The organism is Kiloniella sp. (assembly GCF_048270245.1).
Lineage (GTDB): Bacteria > Pseudomonadota > Alphaproteobacteria > Kiloniellales > Kiloniellaceae > Kiloniella.
The window spans coordinates 142105-168599 of sequence record NZ_JBLWTH010000002.1 but is presented as its reverse complement, the minus strand read 5'-3'; the positions used below and the strand labels follow the sequence as shown (position 1 = coordinate 168599).

Sequence of the window (26495 nt, the reverse complement as noted above, 5' to 3'; positions counted from 1 at the left end):
TCCCAATAACTATTTTATCTGTTAGATTAGTTAGGCTGCATGCAAATAAAATTGATTTAGAGTAAATGTCTTTATTTAGAGAGATTCATAAACGATCCCGTGTCGTGATCCCGCAGGTCTTGGGCGCGTCACTGGTTGCTTATTTCGCGTATCACACAATTGAAGGTGATCGCGGGGTTTGGGCGTGGATCCATCTCACCCAAAATCTGCAAGCCAAACAAATTGAAATGGTTGGTGTTCAAAGTGATCGCCAAGAACTGGAATCAAGGGTTGCCCTTTTGCGTCCTGATAACTTGGATCCTGACCTTTTGGAAGAACGGGCGCGGGATGTTCTTAATTACGGTCGCGAAAACGAATATCTGGTTATAAAACAGCGCTAAAATAATTAACTAAATATTGTGCAATGCAGCATTCTTTCTTGGGTTAACTTATTTTCAGTTAATGTAGAAAAAATCCTTATAAATCAAGATCATAAAATCTATTGTAATAAAATTACTTTTCCCTTATTTTAGGTGCGAGACATAAACCCCTTAGTGCGTAACACTAACTTGAACGGGAAACCTCGCATGGCGACTAAAAAAACGCCCACCAAACGGGCCCCTAAGAAACGGACAGCCTCTTCTGCGCTTCCATCCGACGTTAACAATGAAATGATCCTTGATTTTTATCGTGAAATGCTTTTGATCCGCCGCTTTGAAGAAAAAGCGGGACAATTGTATGGCATGGGCTTGATCGGTGGATTTTGTCACCTTTACATCGGGCAGGAAGCTGTCGTTGTTGGCATCCAGTCTGTGTTAGAAGATCGTGATACGATTCTGACATCTTATCGTGACCACGGACACATGCTTGCTTGTGGTATGGATCCTGATGGTGTGATGGCTGAACTTACCGGGCGTATCGGCGGATACTCCAAAGGTAAGGGCGGTTCTATGCACATGTTTAGCGAAGAAAAAGGCTTCTATGGTGGGCATGGTATTGTTGGTGCTCAGGTTCCTATTGGAACAGGCATTGCCTTTGCTCATAAGTATCTGGACGAAAATGCAGTCAATGTTGCCTATTTGGGTGATGGCGCATTGAATCAGGGGCAGGTTTATGAATCATTCAACATGGCTTCCTTATGGGATCTGCCTGTTGTTTATGTCATTGAAAACAACCGTTATGGCATGGGAACGTCAACTGAACGTTCTTCTGCGAATAGCACTGAACTTTATCATCGTGGCAGTGCCTATGGAATTCCCGGTATGCAAGTTGATGGTATGGACGTTGTTGCTGTGCGTGAAGCGGCTAAGATTGCTGTGGAACATGCCAGAAGTGGCAAGGGCCCGTACATCATGGAGATGATGACCTATCGTTATCGTGGGCATTCCATGTCTGATCCAGCTAAATACCGTTCAAAAGAAGAAGTTCAAAAAGTGCGTGAAGAACGCGATCCAATTGAACGTCTCCGCGCGGTCATGGATAAAAAGAATGTGATAGACGAAGCAGGTATGAAGCAAATCGATAAGGATGTTAAAGCGATTGTTTCCAAATCTGCTGAATTTGCACAGTCTAGCCCCGAGCCAGATCCTTCTGAACTTTACACCGATGTGTACGCTGACGCGTAAGCTGTCCGTCATTCCGGAGAAGAAAATATGCCAATAGAAATTCTTATGCCTGCGCTTTCCCCCACTATGACAGAGGGGAAACTTGCGCGTTGGATGAAAAACGAAGGCGACAGTGTATCATCAGGTGATATTCTGGCCGAAATTGAAACAGATAAAGCGACGATGGAAGTAGAAGCCGTTGACGATGGGATTATTGGTAAGATCCTTGTTGATGGTGATACGGATAATGTTGCTGTAAATACCCCAATCGCCCTTCTTCTTGAAGAGGGCGAAAGTGATGCGGACCTCAGTAATTATTCAGCTGCGGCACCTGCTGCTCAAACTGAATCCCAGCCAGCCGCAGTATCATCCGAGTCTGCCAATGTGGCTGCACCAGAAGCACCAAAAGCAGAATCTGTTGCGCCAGAGAGCGAATGGGACGGACCTGTTATCAGCACGACAGTTCGCGAAGCGTTGCGTGATGCAATGGCAGAAGAAATGCGCCGTAATGAAAAAGTATTCCTCATGGGTGAAGAAGTCGCTCAATACCAAGGGGCTTACAAGATCAGTCAAGGGCTGCTTGATGAGTTTGGTGCCAAGCGCGTTATTGATACACCCATTACAGAGCATGGTTTTGCCGGGTTGGGTGTTGGTGCCGCGTTTTATGGTCTAAACCCGATTGTTGAATTTATGACGTTCAACTTTGCGATGCAGGCGATTGACCACATTATTAACTCAGCAGCAAAAACACGTTACATGTCTGGTGGTCAGGTTAGCAGTCCGATTGTTTTCCGTGGACCTAACGGTGCGGCATCCCGTGTTGGTGCTCAGCATTCTCAATGTTATGCAAGTTGGTATGCGCATTGTCCGGGGCTTAAAGTTGTGTCCCCTTATTCTGCGGCAGATGCCAAGGGACTGCTTAAGTCTGCCATTCGTGATCCGAACCCGGTGATCTTCCTGGAGAATGAACTTCTCTACGGACAGAGTTTTGACGTGCCGGATACGGATGATTGGACCGTGCCAATTGGTAAAGCCAAGATTGTTCGCCCGGGTACTGACGTTACTATCGTGACTTTCTCTATTATGGTTGGAAAAGCTTTGGAAGCGGCAGAAGAGCTTGCGAAAGAAGGCATTTCTGCAGAAGTTATTGATTTAAGGACAATTCGTCCACTGGATACCGAGACCATTCTTAATTCCGTGCGTAAGACCAATCGTCTTGTGACGGTTGAAGAGGGCTGGGCTTTCTCTGGTGTTGGGTCTGAAATTTCAGCAATGGTTATGGAACAGGCGTTTGATTACCTTGATGCTCCTGTTCAACGTGTTGCGGGTGTTGACGTTCCGTTGCCTTATGCCGCGAACCTTGAGCAGCTTGCGCTACCACAGAGTTCTCACATTGTTACTTCGGCCAAAGAAGTCTGCTATCGCTCATAAGTAGAGCAGGGGAGAAATACGATGCCTATAAATATTCTTATGCCCGCCCTGTCGCCTACAATGACAGAAGGTACATTATCCCGTTGGCTGGTGAATGAAGGTGATACTGTTAATTCCGGTGATGTTCTTGCCGAAATTGAAACTGATAAAGCGACAATGGAAGTAGAGGCGGTTGAGGAAGGTACAATTGCCAAGATTCTTGTTCCCGGCGGAACTGAAGGTGTAGCAGTTAATCAGACGATTGCTGTCTTGCTGGAAGAAGACGAAGATGCCAGTGCGTTAGAGAATTTTTCATCTGAAACTGAAGCATCTGCCGCTAAGGCTGAGCCGAAGCAAGAAGAATCTGCTTCCGCTGCGTCAACAGCAGAGAAAGCGCTACCATCAACACCACCGTCAACGCCAACTGGGCCAGCACCTGTTTCTGCAAGTGGTGAGCGTATTTTTGCAAGTCCGCTTGCCAGACGCATGGCTTCTCAGGAAAATCTTGATCTTTCTGCCCTTAAGGGGTCTGGCCCTCATGGTCGTATTGTAAAGGCTGATATCTTGTCCGCTCTGGAACAGGGGATTGGTAAAGCGAGTACACCTGCAGGAGCATCTGCTGCGGCTCCGGCCAAGACTGCGCCTGATGCATCGGGACCAAACGCACGCGAACTCGCTGATATGCTTGGTATGGAATACGATTTGGAGCCGTTGAGCTCTATGCGTCGTGTGATTGCCAACCGCCTGAGTGAGTCCAAACAGACCGTTCCGCATTTCTACCTCACGGTTGATTGTGAAATGGATAAGCTACTCGCATTCCGTAAAGAATTGAATGCAAGTGGTGATGTGAAGATTTCCGTGAATGACTTTGTTATTCGTGCGGCGGCTCTGGCGTTGAAAAAAGTACCTGCGGCAAACGCCTCATTTAGTGATGAAGGCATTCTTAGCTACAAAAACGCTGATATATCTGTGGCTGTTGCAACACCATCAGGTCTGATCACGCCAATCATTAAAGCCGCTCAGAATAAAGGTCTTGGTGTTATCTCTAGCGAGATGAAAGATCTGGCCGGGCGTGCACGTGATGGGAAGCTGAAACCCGAAGAATATCAGGGGGGAACATTCTCGATCTCTAACCTTGGTATGTTTGGTATTAAAGACTTCTCTGCCATTATCAATCCACCACAGGGGTGTATTCTTGCTGTTGGTGCTGGTGAGCAGCGTCCTGTCGTTAAAGATGGTGCCTTGGCAATTGCGACAGTGATGACCTGTACCCTATCTGTTGATCACCGTGTGGTCGATGGTGCGGTTGGTGCAGAGTACATGGCCGCATTTAAAGCCTTGATCCAAGAACCTCTCTCCATGCTTCTTTAGGGGGATGAAACTATGAGTGATACTAACTTTGACGTTATTGTTCTTGGTGGTGGCCCTGGGGGGTATGTGGCGGCGATCCGTTCGGCACAGCTGGGCCTGAAAACTGCTGTGGTGGAAAAAGATCTCCTTGGCGGGATTTGCCTGAACTGGGGATGTATTCCGACGAAGGCATTGCTGCGATCTGCAGAAATTTACCGTAACATGAAACATGCGGAAGACTATGGTTTATCCGCATCAAATGTCAGCTTTGATTTGCAAAAAATCGTTGAGCGTTCCAAAGGTGTTTCAAAGCAGCTTAACGGCGGTGTTGGCCACCTTCTCAAGAAAAACAAGGTAACGGTTTTTGACGGCACGGGTACTTTAACCGCTGCTGGCAAGATGACGGTTGAAGGCAAAGATAAGAAAAAAACGGCTTTAACAGCCAAAAATATTATCATTGCAACAGGTGCTCGTGCCCGAACTCTTCCGGGATTAGAGCCTGATGGCAAGCTTGTTTGGACCTATCGTGAAGCTTTGCGTCCTGATACGATGCCCAAATCAATGTTGGTTGTTGGGTCTGGTGCTATTGGTATCGAATTTGCCGATTTCTACAGCACACTCGGTGCCGAGGTAACGGTTGTTGAGGTTGTTGATAAAATCTTGCCCGTGGAAGATGATGAGATTTCAAAGCTAGCCCAAAAGCAGTTGGGTAAACATGGTTTGAAATTCCGCACAGGAACTAAGGTCAGCAAGCTCGATAAAAAATCCAATCAGGTCACTGCGACACTTGAGAAAAATGGCAAGACTGAGCAGATCACCGTTGATCGTGTGATTTCCGCTGTTGGTGTTGTTGGGAATATCGAAAACCTTGGTTTGGAAGCCCTTGGTATCAAAACTGATCGTGGCTGTATTGTTACGGATGAGTTTTCGCGCACCAATGTACCGGGTGTTTTTGCGATCGGTGATGTGGCTGGTCCGCCAATGTTGGCGCACAAGGCTGAACACGAAGGTGTTGTTTGTATTGAAAAGATTGCGGGTTTGTCTGCGCATCCGATTGATAAGTCAAAGATCCCTGGTTGTACCTATTGCCATCCACAGATTGCATCTGTTGGTCTGAACGAACAGACGGCCAAAGCAGAAGGTCGAGATGTTAAAATTGGACGCTTCCCTTTTGCGGGTAACGGAAAGGCTATTGCGCTTGGTGAGGCCGAAGGTCTGGTCAAAACGATCTTTGATGCCAAGACGGGTGAACTACTCGGGGCACATATGATTGGCGCGGAAGTCACTGAACTTATTCAGGGATTTGTTGTCGCGATGGGACTTGAGACAACCGAAGAAGAGCTTATGCACACTGTCTTCCCGCATCCAACCTTGTCAGAGATGATGCATGAATCTGTGCTGGATGCCTATGGTCGGGCGATTCACTTCTAGGTGTGATTTTGCCGCAGGCAATCTTAAAGCTTGAGATTTTGCTGTAATTCCATATGTATTGCAGCATGTAACAGGAAGGCGCTTTCTGCCTTCCTGTTAGTAACGGCGTGTAAACCTCTTCCATTGTAGGATTGGTTCGCGAAATGGTCGGAGTTAGTTGATGACAGAAACCATGGTTTCAGAGCAAACAACATCCCAGCTAGAGGGAAAAGAACGCGCAGAGCGTATTATTTCCACAAAGGATGACCGTGCGAAGATGCGGCACCCTGAAAAGGCCAAACGTCCCGACTCTCCTATCCAGCGAAAGCCTTCTTGGATAAGAGTAAAAGCACCGGTATCCAAAGGGTATCAGGAAACACGCAAGCTAATGCGTGATAACAATCTTCATACTGTGTGCGAAGAAGCAGCATGCCCTAATATTGGCGAATGCTGGTCAAAAAAACATGCTACAATGATGATCATGGGCGGGATTTGTACTCGTGCTTGTTCATTCTGTAATATCGCGACGGGTAAACCTAATCCGTTAAGTCCGCTTGAACCTTATAGCGTTGCAGCGGCTGTTGCTAAGTTACAGTTGCGTCATGTTGTGATTACGTCGGTGGACCGTGACGATCTGGATGATGGTGGTGCCGAGCACTTCTCAAAGGTGATTGCGGCGACACGCAAAGATGCTCCGGATACAACAATCGAGATTCTGACGCCTGATTTCAGGCACAAAGATGGTGCGTTGGAAGTCGTCGTAAAGGCAAAACCAGATGTGTTTAACCACAATCTGGAAACGGTTCCGCGTTTGTATACCACAGTGCGTCCCGGTGCCCGCTATTACCACAGTTTGAAAATTCTGGATCGCGCTAAAGAACTTGACCCAACACTCTTTACGAAATCTGGACTGATGGTTGGACTGGGTGAAAGTAAAGATGAAGTGCTACAGGTTATGGATGATATGCGTTCTGCTGATGTGGATTTTCTGACGATTGGGCAGTATCTACAGCCAACGCCGAAGCATCATCCTGTTGATCGTTTTGTCGACCCGGAAGAATTCAAGTTTTATGAAAAGATGGCGTATAACAAAGGGTTCTTGCATGTTGCATCCACACCTTTGACGCGCTCATCCTATCATGCTGACGAAGATTTTCAGGAATTAAGAAAAGCCAGAGAAGAAAAGCTGTCTCGTTCTTGATTTTGGACACTAAAAATGCCTATTCACGCTGAAAAAAAAGTACTGAAGTTCAAACCAGAGCAAGTTTTCGAAATGGTTGCAGATGTTGAGCGCTATCCAGATTTCTTGCCCTGGTGCGTGGGGGCTAGGATAAAGAGTCGGCAAGATACAAGGATATTTGCTGATCTAATCATCGGTTTTAAGATGGTCAGAGAGAAGTTTACCAGTCGCGTTGATCTTCATCGCGAACAGTTACGTATTGATGTTGCTTATGTTGATGGTCCCTTTAAGTACCTGACCAACACATGGATCTTTGAAGAGCACCCAGAAGGGTGTCTTGTCGATTTCCATGTAGATTTTGAATTTAAATCAAAAATGCTGCAATTGATCATGGAGCCATTTTTCCATGAAGCTGTCAGACGTATGGTTCATGCATTTGAAGCCAGAGCTGCGACTTTGTATGTGCCGTATGATGGCGAAGGCTGCACATCAGCTTAAAAACTCAATAGCTTTAAAGACTCTTTTATGTATATCAGCGTGATGGGGTGTGAAGACGTCGGGTAAACTTTTATTGTGTTCCGGGAAGATTTGCACCCTGAGAAAGCGCATAATAAAGCGCTGTTGTCATAAACATATTAAATCCCGAATGTAGAATGATTGCTGGCCAAAGAGATTGGCTTTTGTAAACGATCAAGGAAAAAGCTATCCCGGCGACCATTAGTGCTGGGATTAAAGCAGGGATGCCGTGAGTTGAGGCAAAGAGCAGTGAGCTGATCAAAATTGCGATATATTTACCAAATTTTTGGTCAAGCCATCCAAGAATGACGCCTCTAAAAACCACCTCTTCACCAAAGGGGGCAATAATGCCTGTTGCGATCATTGTTATAATATAAGCATCCCACTTAAACCCTTGAGGTGCCAGCATTTCAAGCTGTGGATTGACGAATTCAGTGTTGATTAATTGTGTCGCCGCGACATTTACAATGCCAACTGTAGCGACGAGCGGTAAGGTTAAAAGTACCGCGCGATAACACCAATTTACAGATGTTGGTAATAATCCGAGGTTTTGCCAGTTCAGACCGTATTTTTTTAGCAGGACATTTCGTACTATAATTAGAATAAGTAAATTCTGTATCAGAACCAAAAGGATTAGTGGGTACGAAATGGATGAACCGTTTTCTGTTTCTGAGAAAAAAGCAGGTAGGAAATAGGCGATGCCTTTGATGGCAACCAAGAATAAAATAAATGCGAGGATAAGTTGGCTAAGAGGGACATCCGCAAGAGATGCAATGCGATCCCTTGGAGATGTTTGTTCGTCAATATGTGTGTTCATAAAAGTCTGTTTTTTAAGAAAGAAAGGGCTGCATGAACAGTTTGCTGTCGAACAGATGTCCGATCACCTTCAAATCGATAGCTTTGATAGAGGGTACGATCATTTTCTAATGCAGTTCCGATAAATACAGTACCAACAGGTTTTTGTGACGTTCCGCCGCCGGGACCTGCAACGCCTGTTACAGACACTGTTAGCTGAGCATTAGAGTGTTTCATTGCGCCTTCGGCCATTGACGATGCGACTGGTGAACTGACAGCGCCGTGCATCGATATTTGTTCTGTACGGACACCAAGCATTTCATGTTTTGCTTCATTTGAGTAGGTAACAAAACCTCTGTCCACGACATCCGAAGATCCTGCAATCTCGGTCAATGCGCCTGCAATTAACCCTCCGGTGCAAGATTCTGCGGTGGCAATTTGAAAGCCTTTAGCACGACAGAGTTCAAGTATTTCCGTAGCAAGTGTATCAATCTCAGACGTTAGGGGCATGATGGCTTCCTAAAAGCGTTCTAGAAGCTCACGAGTATAGGGGATAAATTCATAAAGAAGGTAAAATGTTATCAGGGCGTATAATCCAGCGACCATATCGTCAGACATAATGCCTAGGCCGCCTTTGACATTTTGATCTAACCAGTTGGCCGGAAAAACTTTGACGATGTCGAAAAAGCGGAAGATCAAAAAGCTGATGAGAAAAAGAATAGGGTTCAGGGGAACAAAAGCTAGCGCAAGCCATTGGCCTGCAACTTCGTCAATAACAACGGCGCCGGGGTCTTCTTTGCCAAGAGCCGTTGAATATTGGCCGCTTGCCCAAATTCCAACGCCATAAGCTATGAGAGAGGCAATGATCAATCCGACAGAGCCTGTGTAATATGAAATAAACCAAGCAAAAGGGAGGGCCGCTAGCGAGCCCCATGTGCCAGGAGCGAACTTTATAAGACCTGCGCCGAACCAAGTTGAAATCAAGGCGGCAGGGTGAAAAGATGAGAGTTGTTTTTGAGACATATGCGCGTCTTTACAATGTTAATTTGTTTGATTTGGTTTAGTCGTCAGAGGGAAGTTGAATTGTTGCAACTGCCTGAGCAGCAATACCTTCTTCCCGGCCTGTAAAACCGAGTTTTTCAGATGTGGTGGCTTTAATACTGACACGGCTGGAGGCGATGCCCAAAATTTCGGCCATCTTTGTGACCATTATTTCTCTGTTCGGACCTATTTTAGGTTTTTCGCAAATAATAGTTACATCGACATGTATGATTTTACCTTGTCTAGTAAGGACCCGGTCACGGGCAAAAATGAGAAATTGGTCTGACAACGCACCTTTCCATTGCGGATCGGTAGGTGGAAAATGGGTCCCAATGTCACCTTCACACAACGCACCAAGTATCGCATCAGTCAGTGCATGAAGACCAACATCAGCGTCGGAATGGCCTTTGAGTTTTTTTGTATGCGGGATATCAACACCGCAAAGTGTGACGTGATCACCTTCTTCAAAGCAGTGTACGTCGTATCCAAAGCCAGTTCTGCTTTCCATATTTAGCTCTTTAGTTTGCATGTTCTTGTGGATCATGGTTGCTTGAATCATATCTTCTGGTGTCGTGATTTTAAAATTTTCTTTGCCAGATTTTACAATTGATATCTGATGACCGAATGCTTCTGCAACAGCGGCATCATCTGTGTAATTTTCCAGATTGTTGGTGGCTATATGCGCATCACGTATTAAATCAAAGGGAAATGCTTGGGGTGTTTGTGCATGCCAAAGTTCGTCTCTGGCAACATTTTTAAGGATTGTGTTATTTGTAACCTGCTTAAGGCTATCCACAACGGGCGAGGCAGCAATGGCTGCTTTTCCAGAGGTGCCTGCATGAACGAGATTACTGATGACGTTATGGTTGGTAAAAGGGCGAGCAGCATCATGGATAAGGACAACGTTGGGACTTGTTTTTGCTAGTGCTTGTAAGCCATTCAATACTGATTCTTGACGTGTAGCCCCCCCAAAAGCAATACGGACCTTGTTAATAAACTCAAGGCACTCGTGCTTAAAAAGATCTTCATCATCAGGGTGAATGACAACAAGAACCCCATCAATGTCTGGGTGTTTAAAAAAATTATCGAGTGTCAGGGCAAGAATACTGGTATCACCTAACTTGAGATACTGCTTTGGAAGGTCAGTTCCTACACGGCGGCCCCTGCCTGCGGCGACAATGATTGCCCAGGTTCCGGACATAGGCGTATTCTCCTGATTTCGATTCTTGCCAATTTAGGCTAATTTACAGTAGTAACAAAATGATATGTAACAAAGGCTAATCAGATGTCTAGTAAGAAGGTACGATTATGACCGTTTTTTGGGGAATGCTTGCACTTATTTTGATGTTGCCAGCGATATTGATACCCTGGATATCAAAGACGGACAGTTCTGCCTTTCTGATGAGAGCCGCATTGTTTATTGCTCTGGTTGGATCTAGCTTTACCACTATGATTCATCTCATGGGGCATTGGGATGGCGGTGTGAGTATATCCCTTTGGATTACGATATCATTTAGCCTGTTGTTGTTTTTGTGTTTCTCTCTACTGGTAAAAGAGTTTGAAAAACTCGCTCTCTTACTTGCGCCCTATCTGTTTGTGCTTGGTGTATTCGCAGTTGTTTGGGAAGGGCAATCAGCAACTGCAAATCCTATCGAAAGTATGGACAACTGGCTGGTGCTGCACATTTTGGCATCTATCTTGACGTACGCTCTTTGTACATTGGCCGCTATTTCTGCTGTATCAGTACAGTTAAGAGAACGTGCTTTGAAGTTAAAGAAGGTCGAAAGCCCGTTTTTAATTAAGTTACCTTCGGTGTATGATGCTGATCGATTCCAGGTAAGTTTATTGACGATGGCCGAGGTTGTTCTTGGCTTGGGGATATTGACAGGATTTGCCCGTCAGTATTCAGCATCAGGTCATTTTTTGGGGTTGGATCATAAATCTCTGCTTGCGCTCATCGCTTTTGTTGTTATTGCCATTCTTTTAATATTGCACAAATTTATTGGTATACGCGGGCAGAGTGCTGTTCGTTTTGTTCTGGCGGTTTATCTATTGTTGACCCTTGCCTATCCGGGGGTGAAGTTTGTAACAGACGTTCTACTGGCTTGATAAATCAAATTTTCAGCGGGTTTTATTTACACATTCCCCTTCGCATAAGCGTGGAAAGGCTGTATAACCAGCTTTTCTTAGATGCCTAAATCTTAGGCGATTGTAGATGGTGCACAACGAATGAGCATTTCAATTGGTCCGATATCGATCGAGGACCCAGTTTTACTCGCTCCGATGTCTGGTGTAACAGACATGCCTTATCGACGTTTGGTCAAACGCTATGGTGCAGGGCTCGTGATTTCAGAAATGATAGCCAGCAAGGCGATGCTTCAAGAGAGTCGAGAGTCACTCAAATTAAGTACGAATTGTGCTGAGGAATTTCCTATGGCTGTGCAATTGGCGGGGTGTGACCCAAGCATAATGGCTGAAGCTGCAAAGATGAACGTCGATCGTGGGGCAGCTATTATCGATATTAACTTTGGTTGCCCGGTTAAAAAGATCGTTTCCAAATATGCGGGATCAGCTCTTATGAAAGATGAGGTGCTGGCCGAAGATATAATGGACGCCACAGTAAAGGCAGTTGATGTGCCAGTTACTGTTAAGATGCGGTTGGGGTGGGATGACACCAACCGGAACGCCCCTGAACTGGCAAAGCGTGCAGAGAACGTCGGTATTCAAATGATTACCGTTCATGGTCGCACAAGAAACCAGATGTATAAAGGGGAAGCGGATTGGGAAGCTGTGCGTGCTGTCAAAGATGCAGTTAAAGTCCCCGTTGTAATTAACGGTGATATTTTAACCCCAGAAGATGCTAAACAGGCAATGAAGTCTTCTGGTGCTGATGGTGTGATGATTGGTCGGGGATGCTATGGCAAGCCATGGCTTTTGCGCGAAGTCAGTCAGTATCTGCGCGATGGAACGCATGTTGATGAGCCGGACTTAAAAGAAATATACGAACTTATTTGTGAGCATTATGACGCGATGTTATCCCATTATGGTGAACGCAAGGGGGTTGCTATCGCGCGAAAACATTTGGCTTGGTATTGTAAGGGGCTTCCTGACTCAGCTTCTTTTCGGGCTGAAATAAATAAAGTTAATGAACCAGACGTCGTAATCAATATGTTGGGAGAATATTTCCAACCGCACATTGATAAAGCAGCATGACCAAAAGCTCTGTAAGCGGTGATTCGAGGCAAAAGGTGGCGTTAGCGTCAGATAGATATGGTCCTTTGTCTCTTGACGAAAATTCAGCATCTCTAAGCGTATTGAATTCTTTAACGGATCCGGTGTTTGTTGTTGGACCGGACAAGGCGATTGTATTTGTTAATCAGTCTGCTGAACAGTTCTTGCAATCGAGTAAGGTGGTTTTGGTTGGTAGCCTTTTAAGTACTCACTTTTCGGAAGATTCTCAGATAGTTCATTTGATTGAACAGACCCAAAGAGAAGAGAGTTCTGTTGCTGAATATGGCGTGCGACTTGAAACACCAAGAATTGGAACACATTTAGTTGCCGTTGTTATATCACCGATGCATGACAGGCCGGGATTTAGTGTTGTCACGCTTCAACAGCAGTCTATCGCCCGAAAAATTGACCATCAACTTGTACATCGTAATGCAGCAAGGTCAATTACGGCTATGGGGGCTATGCTTGCCCACGAAGTAAAAAACCCGCTATCCGGCATTAGGGGCGCAGCTCAATTGTTGGAGTTAAGTGCAGGTGAGGATGATCGACAACTCACCAAGCTGATATGTGATGAGGCAGACCGCATCGTTACCTTGGTTGACCGTATTGAGATGTTCTCAGATACCCGCCCAATGCAGCGGGAGGCGGTTAACATTCACGAGGTTTTAGCCCATGTAAGGCTTCTTGCTGAAACTGGGTTTGGGCAGAACGTCAAGTTTACCGAGAAATATGATCCTTCGCTTCCAGAGGTATATGGGAACAGGGATCTTCTGATACAGGCTTTTCTCAATCTAATTAAAAATGCTGTCGAAGCACTTGGTAAAGAGGGTGGCGATGTCACTTTAACAACAAGTTATCAGCAAGGTGTAAGGATGCGATTACAGGGAGGGAATGAGCGTATGGATCTTCCTTTGTTGGTGACGGTTGAAGATAATGGGCCGGGTATTTCTGCTGATCTTCATGAGCATCTTTTTGATCCTTTCGTTACAACAAAATCTGGTGGTAAAGGGCTTGGTTTGGCGCTGGTTTCCAAGGTTGTTGAAGAGCACGGTGGGGTTATTGAACTGCAAAGTGTACCAAGGTCCACTAAATTCTCCGTTAGCCTGCCGCTGGTGCCTAAAGATTTAAGAAATAAAAAAATAAACCACACTGATAGTGACTTAAGGGGCCTGTCATGAGTGATGCGACTATCTTGATTGCTGACGATGATCAGGCGATAAGAACTGTTCTGACGCACGCATTAGGGCGAGAGGGGTATCGTGTACAAGCAGCAAGTAGTGCGGCGTCATTATGGCAATGGGTAGCCAAAGGTGAGGGCGACCTGGTAATCACTGATGTTGTGATGCCGGATGAAAATGGTCTGGATCTTATTCCGCGAATAAAAAAGATCAGACCAGAGTTACGCATTATTGTAATGTCTGCGCAAAACACACTATTAACAGCCGTAAAAGCAACAGAACGTGGCGCATTTGAGTACCTGCCAAAACCCTTTGATCTCAAAGAGTTATCTTTAACTGTTAAACGAGCACTTTCAGAGCCTGCCGAAATCGTTGCAGAAGTTGATAACAACCCGGAAGAACAGCTTCCTTTGATCGGGCGATCTGTTGCTATGCAAGAAATCTATCGGGTTATGGCCCGGTTGATGGCGACGGATCTGACCGTGATGGTGACAGGAGAATCAGGCACCGGTAAGGAGTTGATTTCGCGGGCTCTTCATGATTATGGGAAAAGAAAAGCCGGACCTTTTGTGGCTGTAAATATGGCAGCCATTCCTAAAGAGTTGATTGAAAGTGAGCTTTTTGGGCATGAAAAAGGGGCTTTTACAGGTGCAACAGCGCGATATTCTGGGCGTTTTGAGCAGGCCGCTGGTGGGACTTTGTTTCTGGATGAAATCGGTGATATGCCGCTGGAAGCTCAAACAAGGCTTTTGCGTGTTTTACAGGAAAATGAATTTACGACAGTTGGCGGACGTGTACCTATAAAGGCAGATGTCCGTATTATCACTGCTACACATAGAGACCTTGCACAAATGGTCGAGCAGGGAAACTTCAGGGAAGACTTGTACTATCGGCTGAGTGTGGTGCCGTTGAGGTTGCCGCCACTAAGGGAGCGAGCTGAAGACATACCCGAGCTGGTATCGCATTTTTTACGGTTGTGTGAGCAGGAAGGTTTGCCTGGTAAGGTGATTGACCAAGGTGCTATGGCGTCTTTAAGAAACAATTATTGGTCCGGTAATATTCGTGAACTGGAAAATGTCGTTCGACGTTTAACTGTTCTCTACAGTCAGGATGTTATTTCACATGATATAGTTGAGCATGAGCTTAGTCTTATTTCCAAAGGGGCAAGTACTGAAGAAAATCATGCAAGTCCTACTGTTGCGCCTGCATTAAATGAATCTCTTGGTGAGGCTGTAGAGCGGCACCTCAGTGAATATTTTGCTGCCCACTTTCCTGACCTACCGGCAACTGGACTGTATGATCGAATTTTGAAAGAAATTGAAAAGCCTTTGATTGAACTTACACTGGCTTCGACAAACGGTAATCAAATACAAGCCTCTAAGCTTTTGGGATTAAACAGAAATACCTTGCGAAAAAAAATTAAAGAGTTGGATGTGTCGGTGATCAAGGGGGCTAAGTAATGATTGATCAGACACAGGATGATCAGATTTCTGTATCTGAAAGTGATGCAGGTGTGGAAAATAATGGCTTTTGGTTAAACGCATCTCTTTGGGCAAAGCGTGTTGGTCTGGAGAGAAAGCTTGCGATTATTTTGTTTATCGCCACCAGTATTAGTGGGATTACAACCTTTTCTGCTCTTTCTGGTGACCTTTCCCAGGCAAATGACCCGCAATTCATTCTTCTTTTGCTGACGACGGATTTTATTCTGTTGATGGCTTTGTTAGCAATTGTTGTTAGGCGGCTTGTTCTTTTGTGGCTTGAGAGAAAACGGGGACTTGCTGGTTCGAAGCTACATTCTCGGCTGGTTGGGTTATTTAGTCTGGTCGCTGTAACGCCAACCATCATTGTTGCCGTGGTTTCTGTTGGTTTTTTTGAATTTGGGTTAAAGGGCTGGTTTAATGAGAAAGTGAGCACTGCAGTAAAGGAGTCATACGCAGTTGCTGAATCTTATCTCAACGAGCACCAACAAGGTATTGTTGCTGATGCCTTGTCCATTTCATTCGACCTTGGGCAGTCTTTAAACCTGATGATACAGAATGAAGATCAATTTGATGCCTTTTTAACTGATCGAGCTAATCGTCTTAATTTAACCGAAGCGGTTGTTTTTGATCAGTCGGGTCAGGTTCAGGGAAAAGCTGCATTTAGTTTTTTACTTAATTTTGCACCAGAAATACCTGATTTTGCTATAAATAATGCGATTAATGGTGAGGTTGTTATTCTCAATGCCGAAAATAATGATCGCGTTCGTGCGCTTGTTTATCTTGGTGGATTTGATGGATCATTCCTGATCGTTGGTCGCCCGATTGATCCAAACATTTTAAAACATATTGATCGCGCAAAAAGTGCTGTTGCTCTCTATACTGATCTTGAAGGACAACGCTCTGGCTTTGTTCTTACCTTTGCGATGATTTTTGCGATTGTTGCGTTGATGATCCTTTTGGCCTCTGTGTGGGTTGGACTAACCTTTTCCAATAATCTGACGGGACCGATTGGAAACTTGATTGCTGCGGCTGAAAAGGTACGCGAAGGTAATCTCGAGACACGGGTTATTTCGAATAAATCTGATGACGAAATCGGACGCTTGTCTCGAACCTTTAATTTGATGACGGGGGAATTGCAGCGCCAACAACAGGAATTGATGAGCACCAACGCTCAATTGGATGAACGTACAAGGTTTATCGAAGCTGTTCTCGGCGGGGTTACTGCTGGTGTGATTGGTTTGAATGCAAAAGCAGAAATCACTCTACCTAATAGATCTGCGTCAGCATTTTTTGTTGATCAATTTGCCGAACTTCGCGGGCAGCACATTTCTGTGGTGATGCCGGAAGTTGCTGAATTTGTGGAAGAGGCAAAATCAAGACCTTTGCGTCCGGTAGAAAAACACATTCCCTATACCCAAGAAAACGGTGTACAACGTACCTTGTTGTTGCGTACCGTTGCAGAGCTTGGAGATGATTTTGAAATTATTGGTTTTGTAATTACTTTTGATGATATTACTGAACTGGTTTCTGCTCAACGCAAAGCGGCTTGGTCTGATGTTGCCAGACGTATTGCCCATGAAATAAAAAATCCACTTACACCAATTCAGCTTTCTGCTGAGCGGCTAAAGCGGAAATATCTCAAAGAGATAGAGAGTGACGCAAAGACTTTTGAACTTTGTATTGATACCATTATTCGTCATGTTACTGACATCGGCACAATGGTAAACGAGTTTTCTTCATTTGCGAGGATGCCTGTCCCCAAAATGAAAGAAACCGATTTGACTAAGCTTATTAAAGAATCTGTTTTTCTACAGGATACCGCGCAACAAGGAATTGATTTTGAAACGATTGTTCCTGACGAAAATATTCTTCTTTCCTGTGATCCTGAGCAAATCAATCGTGTCTTAACGAATTTATTGTTGAACGCAGGAGAGTCTATCGAAGGGAAGCTGGAAGAAGGAAATAGGGGCACAGAGGCAACAATTAAAGTATTTTTGGAAAAGTCAGATACTGAAATTTCTGTCATTATTAAGGATACAGGGAAGGGATTGCCTTCTGGAGATCGTGAAAAGCTGACTGAACCATATGTAACGAATAGAGAGAAGGGGACAGGTTTGGGGTTGGCGATTGTTAAGAAAATTATGGAAGATCATGGTGGCTCTCTTGTCCTTGAAGATAATTTGGATCAAACTGGGGAAATAATTGGTGCGCAAGTGCACTTGGTTTTCCCAATTACCAGCAAATAAAATACTTTAACTAATTTAAGTAGATTGATTAGATGACCCGCGAAATTCTCATTGTTGATGATGAAGCTGATATCAGAATGGCACTAAGTGGCATTCTGGAAGATGAAGGCTATGTCGTCAGAGAGGCTGCCAATAGTCAGGAAGCTCTTGCGACAATTCATGCCCGTCGCCCTAGCTTGGTTGTACTGGATATATGGCTTAATAATTCTGAACTGGATGGTATTGGCATCCTAGAAGCAATCAAACACGATTACAGTGATTTACCTGTTGTTATGATGTCTGGCCACGGCACAATTGAGACTGCGGTAAGTGCCATAAAAATTGGTGCATTTGATTTTGTTGAGAAGCCATTTAAATCGGATCGATTGCTTTTAATAATCAATAGGGCAATAGAACTTTCTGAATTGCGGCGTGAGAATGAACGTTTGAAGGTTAGTGCGGCTGTACAGTCCTCATTAATCGGTTCTTCTGCCCCAGTAGTTCAGCTTCAGCAGGCGTTGGATAAGGTAGCCCCCACAGGCAGCCGTGTTTTAATAACCGGGCCTGCAGGTGCAGGTAAAGAGGTTGTTGCTCGTCAATTACACCAACAATCTGCGCGGAGTAACGGATCTTTTGTGGCTTTGAATTGTGCCACAATGCATCCCGATAGGTTGGAAAGTGAATTATTCGGCACAGAAAGCAAAGATGAAGACGGGGAAACCTCTATAAGGTTTGGTACTTTTGAGCAGGCACATGGGGGAACTCTTTTGCTTGATGAAGTCGCGGACATGCCCCTTGAAACACAGGGGAAAATTGTCCGTGTTTTACAAGAACAGTCCTTTACCAGGGTCGGTGGAGATGTCGAAGTTGACGTTGATGTAAGAGTTATCGCCTCTACAAACAAAGACTTACAGGCTTTGATCGCTGCGGGTGAGTTTAGAGAAGACCTATATTATCGCTTGAATGTTGTGCCATTGGTCGTGCCTGCCTTAGTCGATCGACGGGATGATATACCTGACTTGATAGAATACTTTATGGACCTGTCTGCGAAAACGAATGGTATACCCGCGCGTCCCTTGGCTCAGGATGCACTGGCATCCCTTCAGGCTTATGAATGGCCAGGTAATGTTCGGCAGCTCAGGAACGTTATTGATTGGTTGTTGATAATGGCACCGGGTGAGGGAGATGAAGTTATTTCAGCTGAGATGATGCCACCTGACATTGGTTCAATATCTCCGTCTGTTTCATCTGGTGGTTCAGGGCAAGAAGACCTTATGTCGTTGTCCTTGAGAGATGCGCGTGAGCTTTTTGAAAAGAGATATCTCGAGGCACAAATTATGCGCTTTGGTGGAAATATCTCGAAAACGTCTACATTTATTGGTATGGAACGATCTGCTTTGCATCGTAAGTTAAGAACTCTTGGTATTTCGACAGACCGAAGCTGAATAAATTACGGATTTAGGATCCTGTTATGAAAGTAGTTATTTGTGGTGCTGGCCAGGTGGGTTTTAATATTGCCCGCTATCTTGCAAGTGAGAATGCTGATATCACTGTGATTGATCGTGATCCTGGTTTGGTAAACAAGATTACGGACTCCCTGGATGTAAAAGGTGTTGTTGGTTTTGCCTCGCACCCAAATGTCCTTGAAAAAGCTGGTGCTTCTGAAGCGGATATGATTATTGCGGTTACCCATGCTGACGAAGTCAACATGGTCGCGTGTCAGATTTGTCATTCGATCTTCGACGTGCCAACAAAGATAGCCCGTATCCGCGAGCAAAATTATCTAGATCCGATGTGGTCAGATCTTTTTACACGGGATCACATGCCTATTGATGTGATTATTTCACCTGAAATTGAGGTTGCTGCAGCCATTGAAAAGCGTCTTCAAATACCGGGCGCATTTGATGTTTATCCGTTAGCTGATGGCAAAGTGAGCTTGATTGGTGTGCACTGTACAGAAAACACACCGATTATTCATACCCCTCTTAGGCAATTAACAGAGCTTTTCCCTACTTTGAATGTTGTTGTTGTTGGCATTTTTCGCCAGGGCAAGGGCTTTGTTCCTACACCTGATGACGAATTGCGTCCTGATGATGATGTGTATCTTGTGCTTGATCATGGGCATCTCAACAGGGCAATGGATGCCTTTGGTCATGCTGAATCTGAAGCAAGAAGAGTTGTGATTATTGGTGGTGGCAATATTGGGCTATATCTTGCCAAATCTGTGGAGGAAAACCACCCTCAAGTGAAGCTAAAATTGATTGAGTTGGACAAAAAACGTGCTGAGTTTGTTGCCAAGTCATTGAAGCGAACTGTTGTTATTCATGGTGATTCTCTTGATGCTGAAATTTTGAACGAAGCTAATATCTCCACGACTGAAACTATCGTTGCTGTTACAAATGATGATGAGGTGAATATCCTTACCTCTCTATTGGCAAAACGGCATGGTTGTAAACGTGCGGTGACACTGATCAACACAACGTCCTATGCGCCACTTATCAGCACTCTGGGTATTGATACTGTTGTTAATCCGCGTAATATTACGGTGTCTAACATATTACAACACGTTAGAAGGGGGCGTATCCGTTCAGTACATACAATTGCTGATGGGCTTGGTGAAGTTATTGAGGCTGAAGCTCTCGAAACATCAAGCTTAGTGGGTGTGCCAATTCGAGAAGCAAAACTACCACCGGGTGTTATTGTTGGCGCCATTGTTAGGGATGGTGAGGTAATCATCCCACGAGGCGGCACTATTGTCAGATCACATGATCTTGTTGTGATTTTCTCTGCTGCTGAAGCCGTCAAAAAAATAGAAAAGCTGTTTGCCGTTAAGCTCGAGTTTTTCTAGGAGGATGCCTCCAGTAATCATTTTTATGCAATATTCTTTTTTATGAAATTAGAGATATAGAATACTTATGACATTTTCTTCCCCCAAAGCTGTCGTTTTTGATTGGGATAATACATTAATTGATAGCTGGGTTTCGATCCATCACGCTCTTTCTGTCACTTTCGAAGAAATGGGTATGGTTCCCTGGACACTTGAAGAGGCTAAAGATAGGGTTCGCGCTTCTGCACGTGAGAGTTTCCCTTTGATTTTTGGTGATAAAGTCGATGCAGCCACCAAAATTTTTTATGATACATACGAAGCGAGCCACCTGGATGTTTTAACGCCTTTGCCTTATGCAAAGGAACTCTTGGAGCTTTTGGTGTCCAAAGGTATTTATCTTTCTATTGTGAGTAATAAAAAGGGATATATTCTGCGTAAAGAAGTATCGAAATTAGGCTGGGACAAATTTTTTCAGAACATTATCGGCGCTAATGACGCAGAAAAAGATAAGCCAGACCCTGTAGTAATGGATCTTGCGCTAAAGGGTAGTGATATTTCCTTGAATGAACATGTATGGTTTGTTGGAGATACTGATATTGATCTTCAATGTGCGTGTAATTGTGCTTGTTATCCGGTCTTGGTTCGTCCAGAGCCTCCTAAAGCGGAAGAGTTTATTGAGTGTAAACCCGCACTTCATTTTAAATCCTGCGGAGAAATGAAGACCTTTTTATCTTAGAAAATTTGAATATTTTAAAGTCCTTTGTTGATGGGGGGTTGTATTTCCTCAGCATAATGATAAAGAATCTCACTTGTCTGATTTTTGGACACAACCCCAAAAGCTAACAATACCAACCAATAAAAACACGCAATAAAAACTAATAAGGGGATTAAACGCGATGGCCGCGGAAAAATCACAGAACGTACAGGATGTATTCCTGAATACGATTCGCAAAAATAAAGTCCCGGTAACGGTCTTTTTGGTAAATGGCGTAAAGTTACAAGGTATTATCTCCTGGTTTGATAATTTCTCTGTATTGCTTCGTCGTGATGCACATGCACAACTCGTATACAAACACGCAATTTCTACAATTATGCCTGCGTCACCAGTTCAATTATTTGATCCGGGCAAAGATGACGACGGCGGAGCAGAATCATAACCGTAATAGGTTTTTCTGATATATATGGGCTCAAAATTTATTGATGATGGCGTGGATCGTAAAAAACAGGTCCGCGCCATTGTACTTCATCCGGAATTAAAAAAATCTTCTCATTCAACACGCTCTTCCGAAGCTCGGTTGGAAGAAGCTTATGGCTTGGCATTGGCAATTGATCTAGAGATTATCCGTCATGAAGTCATTACAGTTGCGCGACCAAAGCCTTCTACTCTGTTTGGTTCTGGTATTATTGAAAAGTACCACGATTACATTCACGCTAATGAGGTTGAAGTCGTTATCGTGGACACAGCTTTGACGCCTGTGCAACAGCGCAATCTTGAAAAGGGATGGGAAGCCAAGGTTATTGATCGAACCGGACTTATTCTTGAGATTTTTGGAGAACGCGCGCGTACCAAAGAAGGAAAGCTGCAAGTCGATTTGGCCCAGCTAAGCTATCAACGTTCAAGGTTGGTGCGGTCTTGGACACACCTTGAACGTCAGCGTGGTGGTGCAGGCTTTATGGGCGGTCCGGGCGAGCGACAGATTGAGATTGACAGACGTTTGATTGACGAGAAAATCGTCCGTTTGAAAAGCGATCTTGAATTGGTAAAGAAAACGCGCGAACTACATCGTTCAGCGCGTCGGAAAGTACCGTTTCCGATTGTTTCATTGGTCGGCTATACAAATGCAGGAAAATCGACGCTCTTTAATCGACTGACTGAATCAAAGGTTTTTGCTGAAAATCTTTTGTTTGCCACTCTGGACCCAACCATGCGTCGGGTTAATTTGCCATCCGGGCGTGAGATTATTTTATCGGATACTGTTGGATTTATTTCTGAATTGCCAACAGACCTGATTGCATCGTTTCGTGCCACTTTGGAAGAGGTCAGAGAGGCAAATGTACTGGTTCATGTCAGAGATGTTTCGCACGAAGATTCTGAAGCTCAGAAAGACGATGTAAAGGCTGTTTTGAATGATCTGGAATTAGATCCGGATATTCAAAGTAACATGATAGAGGTCTGGAATAAATCGGACTTGCTTTCTGAAGATATAAAAGCCTCTTTGGAGATCCAATCTGGTCATCAGGAAACGACCCTTCTTTGTTCTGCAATAACGGGCGAGGGGTGTTCTGAATTCCTGCATATGGTTGAGCAGCTACTTGATGCGCAAAATCTTGTTTATGAATTTGAAATTCCCTATGAGAATGGTGCCGCGTTATCGTGGTTACATGATAACGCCAAAGTTCTGGAACAAGACCATCATGAAGAAGGTGTCTGGGTTTCTCTGTCTATTCTTCAGGCTGATGCAGATAAGTTTATTAGTAAGTTCGGTATAAATCCGATCGAAGATGAACTGGAAGAATAAGAAGTCATTTCAATTATTTTTTTCTCCATTGGTTGACATCCTACTACCTGCAATCTATATGGCTTTTAGCACTCAATTGGTGGGAGTGCTAATAATGGAAAAATCTCTCACCGTTTAGTGCCCGATATTTTTTGTATTAATATACTCTGATGGAGTTGATCTATGAGCTTCAAACCTCTTCACGATCGTGTTGTTATTGAGCCGCTTGACCAGGAAGAAAAAACTGCCGGTGGTATCATCATTCCCGACACTGCTAAAGAAAAACCAATGCAGGGTAAAGTTACTGCTGTTGGCAGTGGCGCTCGTTCCGATGATGGCAAAGTTGTTCCTCTCGACGTTAAAGAAGGCGACACTGTTCTTTATGGTAAGTGGTCCGGCACTGAAGTGAAGCTTGACGGCAAAACTCTGCTGATCATGCGTGAGTCCGACATTATGGGCATTCTTCAGTAATATTGGCTTTAAATAAGCATGAATATTACTGGTCCCTAAATTAAAGGAAATTATGAATTATGGCTGCTAAAGACGTAAAATTTGGTACTGACGCTCGCGATAAAATGCTGCGTGGCGTAGACATACTTGCAAACGCTGTAAAAGTTACTCTCGGCCCTAAAGGTCGTAACGTTGTTCTCGATAAATCATTTGGTGCGCCACGTATCACCAAAGATGGTGTTTCTGTTGCGAAAGAAATCGAACTTGCAGACAAGTTTGAAAACATGGGCGCACAGATGGTTCGCGAAGTTGCTTCCAAAACCAACGATGTAGCTGGTGACGGTACAACAACTGCGACTGTTCTGACACAGGGTCTTGTTCGTGAAGGCGCAAAAGCTGTTGCTGCTGGCATGAACCCAATGGACGTTAAGCGTGGTATGGATCTAGCTGTTTCTACAGCTGTTGAAGCTCTTAAAGCTTCTGCTAAACAGATCAAAACGTCTGAAGAAGTTGCTCAGGTTGGTACAATCTCTGCGAACGGTGAAGCTGAAATCGGCAATATGATTGCTGAAGCTATGGAACGCGTTGGTAAAGAAGGCGTTATCACTGTTGAAGAAGCTAAATCTCTTGCAACTGAACTTGACGTTGTTGAAGGTATGCAGTTTGACCGTGGTTACCTGTCTCCTTACTTCGTAACAAACGCTGAGAAAATGGTTGCTGATCTTGAAGCTCCATACATTCTTCTTCACGAAGCAAAACTGACAAACCTTCAGCCAATGCTTCCACTTCTTGAAGCTGCTGTTCAATCCGGTCGTCCGCTACTGATCATTGCTGAAGACGTTGAAGGCGAAGCGCTTGCAACTCTTGTTGTGAACAAACTTCGTGGTGGTCTGAAAATCGCAGCTGTTAAAGCTCCTGGTTTTGGTGATCGTCGTAAAGCTATGCTTGAAGACATCGCGATCTTAACTGGTGGTACAGTTGTTTCTGAAGATCTTGGCATCAAGCTTGAGAACGTTACTCTTGATATGCTTGGTACTGCAAAACGCGTTAACATCTCTAAAGAAGAGACTGTTGTTGTTGACGGTGCTGGTGATCGCGAACAGATCGAAGGCCGTTGTGCTCAGATCCGCGCACAAGCTGAAGAAACTTCTTCTGACTACGATCGCGAAAAACTACAAGAACGTCTTGCTAAACTTGCAGGCGGTGTAGCTGTTCTTCGCGTTGGCGGTTCTACCGAAATCGAAGTTAAAGAGCGTAAAGACCGTGTTGAAGATGCTATGAACGCAACACGTGCTGCTGTTGAAGAAGGTATCGTATCCGGTGGTGGTACTGCACTTCTTTCTGCAGTTGCTGCTCTTAAGGACCTTAAAGGTGACAACAACGATCAGAACGTTGGTATCAACGTTGTTCGTCGTGCACTGGAAGCTCCTATTCGTCAGATCGCTGAAAACGCTGGTTACGAAGGTTCCATCGTTGTTGGTAAAATCACTGAGAAAAACGAAGCTGGCTTCGGTTTCGATGCTCAGACTGGCGAATACAAAGATCTATTTGCTGCTGGTATTATTGATCCAGTTAAAGTTGTTCGTACAGCCCTTCAGGATGCAGGTTCTGTATCCGGTCTGATGATCACAACCGAAGCAATGGTTGCTGATCAGCCAGAAGACAAGTCTGCTGCTCCTGCAATGCCTGACATGGGCGGTATGGGCGGTATGGGCGGCATGGGCTTCTAAGCCAGCCAAACAACCGTTTATCTATCAAGAAAGGGAGCCTTTGGGCTCCCTTTTTTTATGGTAAAGTCTGTCCTATCCTGAAATAGGTTTTACAATTATAAGTCTTATAATGGGGCGTTGAATTATTTAACGTGACTTCCAGTGCCGTCATCTTTTGCTTCCCACTTACGGGCGCGGTTTATCGCTATTTTTTCGTTTATTGCTTTATTCAGGTCCAGCCCATATTGATCAAGTAAGCGGTATAATAAGATTACCACGTCTGCAGTTTCTTTTCCTATCTCCTGGATATTATGTTCCTCAATAGATTCAGATAATTCTGTTGTTTCTAGTAAAGCTCTTTTTAACAGGTCGCCAGGGTCTTTTACGGGGCCAAAAGTTTTTTCAGCCCAATCACAGATAGTTGTTTGTGTTTCCATAAAAGGTTTACCTTTTCAAAAGTGGGATAAGCGAGTTCGGTGATAAGAGAAAGAAATCCCTGTCGGTCTATTTTCATAAAAGGGATAACGAGGTAGAATTAGTGCATAATATTAAAGAATTAATTGGACAAAATATATGAGTGACCTCCGAAATTTTATCAACGCACTGCCAAAAGCTGAGTTGCACCTTCATCTTGAAGGTTCTTTGGAGCCAGAAATGATGATGCATTTGGCGACCAGAAATAACATTGAACTGCCCTACCAATCCGTTGATGAAATCAAAGACGCTTATAATTTTTCAAACTTACAGGATTTTCTAGATATCTATTATCAGGGGATGAATGTTCTTCAGACGGAGCAGGATTTTTATGATCTGACTTTTGCTTATCTGGAAAAAGTCGCCGATGAGGGTGTGGTTCACGTAGAAGTTTTTTATGATCCTCAGGGGCATACAAGCAGGGGTGTTGCATTCGCTACTGTTACGAATGGTATCCTACGTGCTCTAGATGATGGGCTGGAAAAGCTGGGCGTGAGCTCAGAACTTATTATGTCATTCCTGCGCCACTTAAGTGAAGAAGAGGCTTTTACAACACTTGAAGAGGCAAAGCCATGGTTTGATGGGCGCATTATCGGTGTCGGGCTTGATTCCAGCGAGATGGGACACCCACCGTCAAAATTTGAGCGGGTTTTTAACGCTGCTCGCGATTTGGACCTCAAGCTAGTAGCACATGCAGGGGAAGAGGGGCCAGCAGAATATGTACGGGAAGCTATCGAGCTTTTAAAGATTGATCGATTGGATCACGGTAACAGAACAATTGAGGATGCTGATTTAACCCAAAAGCTGGCAAAGTCAGGCATTTCTTTTACTGTTTGTCCGCTTTCAAACCTTAAGCTCTGTGGCGTAACGGATATGAAAGAACATCCGCTTAGAAAAATGATGGATGCAGGTCTAAAGGTAACCGTGAATTCTGATGACCCGGCTTATTTTGGCGGTTACATGACAGCAAACTTTCTCTCAGTTGCCGAAGCTTTGGCGTTAAGAAAAGACGATATTGCCGTGTTGTGTCGCAATTCTATTGAAGGGTCTTTCCTTACGGACAAAGAAAAACAACAGCATTTGGATCGCATAGATAATATTGCCTCAAGTCATAAATGACATGCTCTTTCTTGATCT

At 44.4% G+C, this 26495-nt stretch carries 25 protein-coding genes; 20 read left to right on the top strand and 5 right to left on the bottom strand.

Features of this window, described 5'->3' with window-relative positions:
• The first annotated feature begins 65 nt into the window (after window positions 1-65).
• The 7 genes from ACN0W5_RS05945 to ACN0W5_RS05915 all read left to right on the top strand — a co-directional run bounded on the left by ACN0W5_RS05945 (window position 66) and on the right by ACN0W5_RS05915 (window position 7431).
• Complete coding sequence (locus tag ACN0W5_RS05945) at window positions 66-380, top strand: FtsB family cell division protein (RefSeq protein WP_417453274.1); 315 nt, start codon at window positions 66-68, stop codon at window positions 378-380.
• Between the two features lie 186 nt (window positions 381-566).
• On the top strand, window positions 567-1604 hold the full coding sequence (gene pdhA, locus ACN0W5_RS05940; RefSeq protein WP_047763434.1) for a pyruvate dehydrogenase (acetyl-transferring) E1 component subunit alpha: 1038 nt from the start codon (window positions 567-569) through the stop codon (window positions 1602-1604).
• A gap of 27 nt (window positions 1605-1631) precedes the next feature.
• The gene (locus ACN0W5_RS05935) at window positions 1632-3014 is read left to right on the top strand and encodes a pyruvate dehydrogenase complex E1 component subunit beta (RefSeq protein ID WP_417453273.1); all 1383 of its coding nucleotides are present in this window, start codon (window positions 1632-1634) and stop codon (window positions 3012-3014) included.
• A gap of 21 nt (window positions 3015-3035) precedes the next feature.
• A complete protein-coding gene (locus ACN0W5_RS05930; protein ID WP_417453272.1) occupies window positions 3036-4364 on the top strand; it encodes a pyruvate dehydrogenase complex dihydrolipoamide acetyltransferase in 1329 nt (442 codons plus the stop codon).
• Between the two features lie 12 nt (window positions 4365-4376).
• Complete coding sequence (gene lpdA / locus ACN0W5_RS05925) at window positions 4377-5774, top strand: dihydrolipoyl dehydrogenase (RefSeq protein WP_417453271.1); 1398 nt, start codon at window positions 4377-4379, stop codon at window positions 5772-5774.
• A gap of 160 nt (window positions 5775-5934) precedes the next feature.
• Window positions 5935-6954, top strand: coding sequence for a lipoyl synthase (gene lipA / locus ACN0W5_RS05920; protein WP_417453270.1), 1020 nt, complete (start codon window positions 5935-5937; stop codon window positions 6952-6954).
• 15 nt (window positions 6955-6969) lie between these two features.
• A complete protein-coding gene (locus tag ACN0W5_RS05915; protein ID WP_417453269.1) occupies window positions 6970-7431 on the top strand; it encodes a type II toxin-antitoxin system RatA family toxin in 462 nt (153 codons plus the stop codon).
• Window positions 7432-7501: 70 nt separating this feature from the next.
• Here the strand turns inward: ACN0W5_RS05915 and ACN0W5_RS05910 are convergent, their stop codons facing one another.
• Genes ACN0W5_RS05910 through ACN0W5_RS05895 form a run of 4 tightly spaced genes read right to left on the bottom strand, consistent with a single transcriptional unit; the run spans window position 7502 to window position 10486 of the window.
• On the bottom strand, window positions 7502-8266 hold the full coding sequence (locus ACN0W5_RS05910) for a CPBP family intramembrane glutamic endopeptidase (RefSeq protein ID WP_417453268.1): 765 nt from the start codon (window positions 8264-8266) through the stop codon (window positions 7502-7504).
• Window positions 8263-8754 carry a CinA family protein gene (locus tag ACN0W5_RS05905; protein WP_417453267.1) on the bottom strand — a complete coding sequence of 164 codons (492 nt, stop codon included), beginning with the start codon at window positions 8752-8754 and terminating at the stop codon, window positions 8263-8265. The genes ACN0W5_RS05910 and ACN0W5_RS05905 overlap by 4 nt, the downstream gene beginning before the upstream one ends.
• Window positions 8755-8763: 9 nt before the next feature.
• Entirely contained in the window at window positions 8764-9267 is a 504-nt protein-coding gene (locus ACN0W5_RS05900; protein WP_417453266.1) for a phosphatidylglycerophosphatase A, read from the bottom strand.
• A 37-nt stretch (window positions 9268-9304) separates the two neighbouring features.
• Complete coding sequence (locus tag ACN0W5_RS05895; RefSeq protein WP_417453265.1) at window positions 9305-10486, bottom strand: bifunctional 2-C-methyl-D-erythritol 4-phosphate cytidylyltransferase/2-C-methyl-D-erythritol 2,4-cyclodiphosphate synthase; 1182 nt, start codon at window positions 10484-10486, stop codon at window positions 9305-9307.
• Between the two features lie 107 nt (window positions 10487-10593).
• Between ACN0W5_RS05895 and ccsA the strand changes: the two genes are divergently transcribed.
• The 12 genes from ccsA (at window position 10594) to groL (ending at window position 24905) form a co-directional block, all read left to right on the top strand.
• Window positions 10594-11394 (top strand): cytochrome c biogenesis protein CcsA, encoded by an 801-nt coding sequence (ccsA, locus tag ACN0W5_RS05890; protein ID WP_417453264.1) that lies wholly within the window; start codon window positions 10594-10596, stop codon window positions 11392-11394.
• Between the two features lie 120 nt (window positions 11395-11514).
• Window positions 11515-12498 (top strand): tRNA dihydrouridine synthase DusB, encoded by a 984-nt coding sequence (dusB, locus tag ACN0W5_RS05885; RefSeq protein ID WP_417453263.1) that lies wholly within the window; start codon window positions 11515-11517, stop codon window positions 12496-12498.
• Window positions 12495-13694, top strand: a complete 1200-nt coding sequence (locus tag ACN0W5_RS05880) for a two-component system sensor histidine kinase NtrB (protein ID WP_417453262.1) — start codon at window positions 12495-12497, stop codon at window positions 13692-13694. Before dusB ends, ACN0W5_RS05880 begins: the two co-directional genes overlap by 4 nt.
• The gene (gene ntrC, locus ACN0W5_RS05875; RefSeq protein WP_417453261.1) at window positions 13691-15154 is read left to right on the top strand and encodes a nitrogen regulation protein NR(I); all 1464 of its coding nucleotides are present in this window, start codon (window positions 13691-13693) and stop codon (window positions 15152-15154) included. The genes ACN0W5_RS05880 and ntrC overlap by 4 nt, the downstream gene beginning before the upstream one ends.
• Entirely contained in the window at window positions 15154-17421 is a 2268-nt protein-coding gene (locus tag ACN0W5_RS05870; protein ID WP_417453260.1) for an ATP-binding protein, read from the top strand. The genes ntrC and ACN0W5_RS05870 overlap by 1 nt, the downstream gene beginning before the upstream one ends.
• 32 nt (window positions 17422-17453) lie before the next feature.
• Window positions 17454-18845 carry a sigma-54-dependent transcriptional regulator gene (locus ACN0W5_RS05865; RefSeq protein WP_417453259.1) on the top strand — a complete coding sequence of 464 codons (1392 nt, stop codon included), beginning with the start codon at window positions 17454-17456 and terminating at the stop codon, window positions 18843-18845.
• A gap of 26 nt (window positions 18846-18871) precedes the next feature.
• The gene (trkA, locus tag ACN0W5_RS05860; RefSeq protein ID WP_417453258.1) at window positions 18872-20248 is read left to right on the top strand and encodes a Trk system potassium transporter TrkA; all 1377 of its coding nucleotides are present in this window, start codon (window positions 18872-18874) and stop codon (window positions 20246-20248) included.
• Between the two features lie 67 nt (window positions 20249-20315).
• Entirely contained in the window at window positions 20316-20963 is a 648-nt protein-coding gene (locus tag ACN0W5_RS05855; RefSeq protein WP_417453257.1) for an HAD family hydrolase, read from the top strand.
• A gap of 160 nt (window positions 20964-21123) precedes the next feature.
• The gene (gene hfq, locus ACN0W5_RS05850) at window positions 21124-21384 is read left to right on the top strand and encodes an RNA chaperone Hfq (RefSeq protein ID WP_417453256.1); all 261 of its coding nucleotides are present in this window, start codon (window positions 21124-21126) and stop codon (window positions 21382-21384) included.
• Between the two features lie 24 nt (window positions 21385-21408).
• Window positions 21409-22746, top strand: a complete 1338-nt coding sequence (gene hflX / locus ACN0W5_RS05845) for a GTPase HflX (protein ID WP_417453255.1) — start codon at window positions 21409-21411, stop codon at window positions 22744-22746.
• A 162-nt stretch (window positions 22747-22908) separates the two neighbouring features.
• Entirely contained in the window at window positions 22909-23196 is a 288-nt protein-coding gene (gene groES / locus ACN0W5_RS05840; RefSeq protein ID WP_046509756.1) for a co-chaperone GroES, read from the top strand.
• 59 nt (window positions 23197-23255) lie between these two features.
• Window positions 23256-24905 carry a chaperonin GroEL gene (groL, locus tag ACN0W5_RS05835; protein ID WP_417453254.1) on the top strand — a complete coding sequence of 550 codons (1650 nt, stop codon included), beginning with the start codon at window positions 23256-23258 and terminating at the stop codon, window positions 24903-24905.
• 122 nt (window positions 24906-25027) lie between these two features.
• Here groL and ACN0W5_RS05830 read toward each other — a convergent pair whose 3' ends face one another.
• Window positions 25028-25321 (bottom strand): dATP/dGTP pyrophosphohydrolase domain-containing protein, encoded by a 294-nt coding sequence (locus ACN0W5_RS05830; protein ID WP_417453253.1) that lies wholly within the window; start codon window positions 25319-25321, stop codon window positions 25028-25030.
• A gap of 136 nt (window positions 25322-25457) precedes the next feature.
• Between ACN0W5_RS05830 and ACN0W5_RS05825 the strand changes: the two genes are divergently transcribed.
• Window positions 25458-26477: an adenosine deaminase gene (locus ACN0W5_RS05825; RefSeq protein WP_417453252.1), complete on the top strand. Its 1020-nt coding sequence runs from the start codon at window positions 25458-25460 to the stop codon at window positions 26475-26477.
• The last annotated feature ends 18 nt before the right edge of the window (window positions 26478-26495 follow it).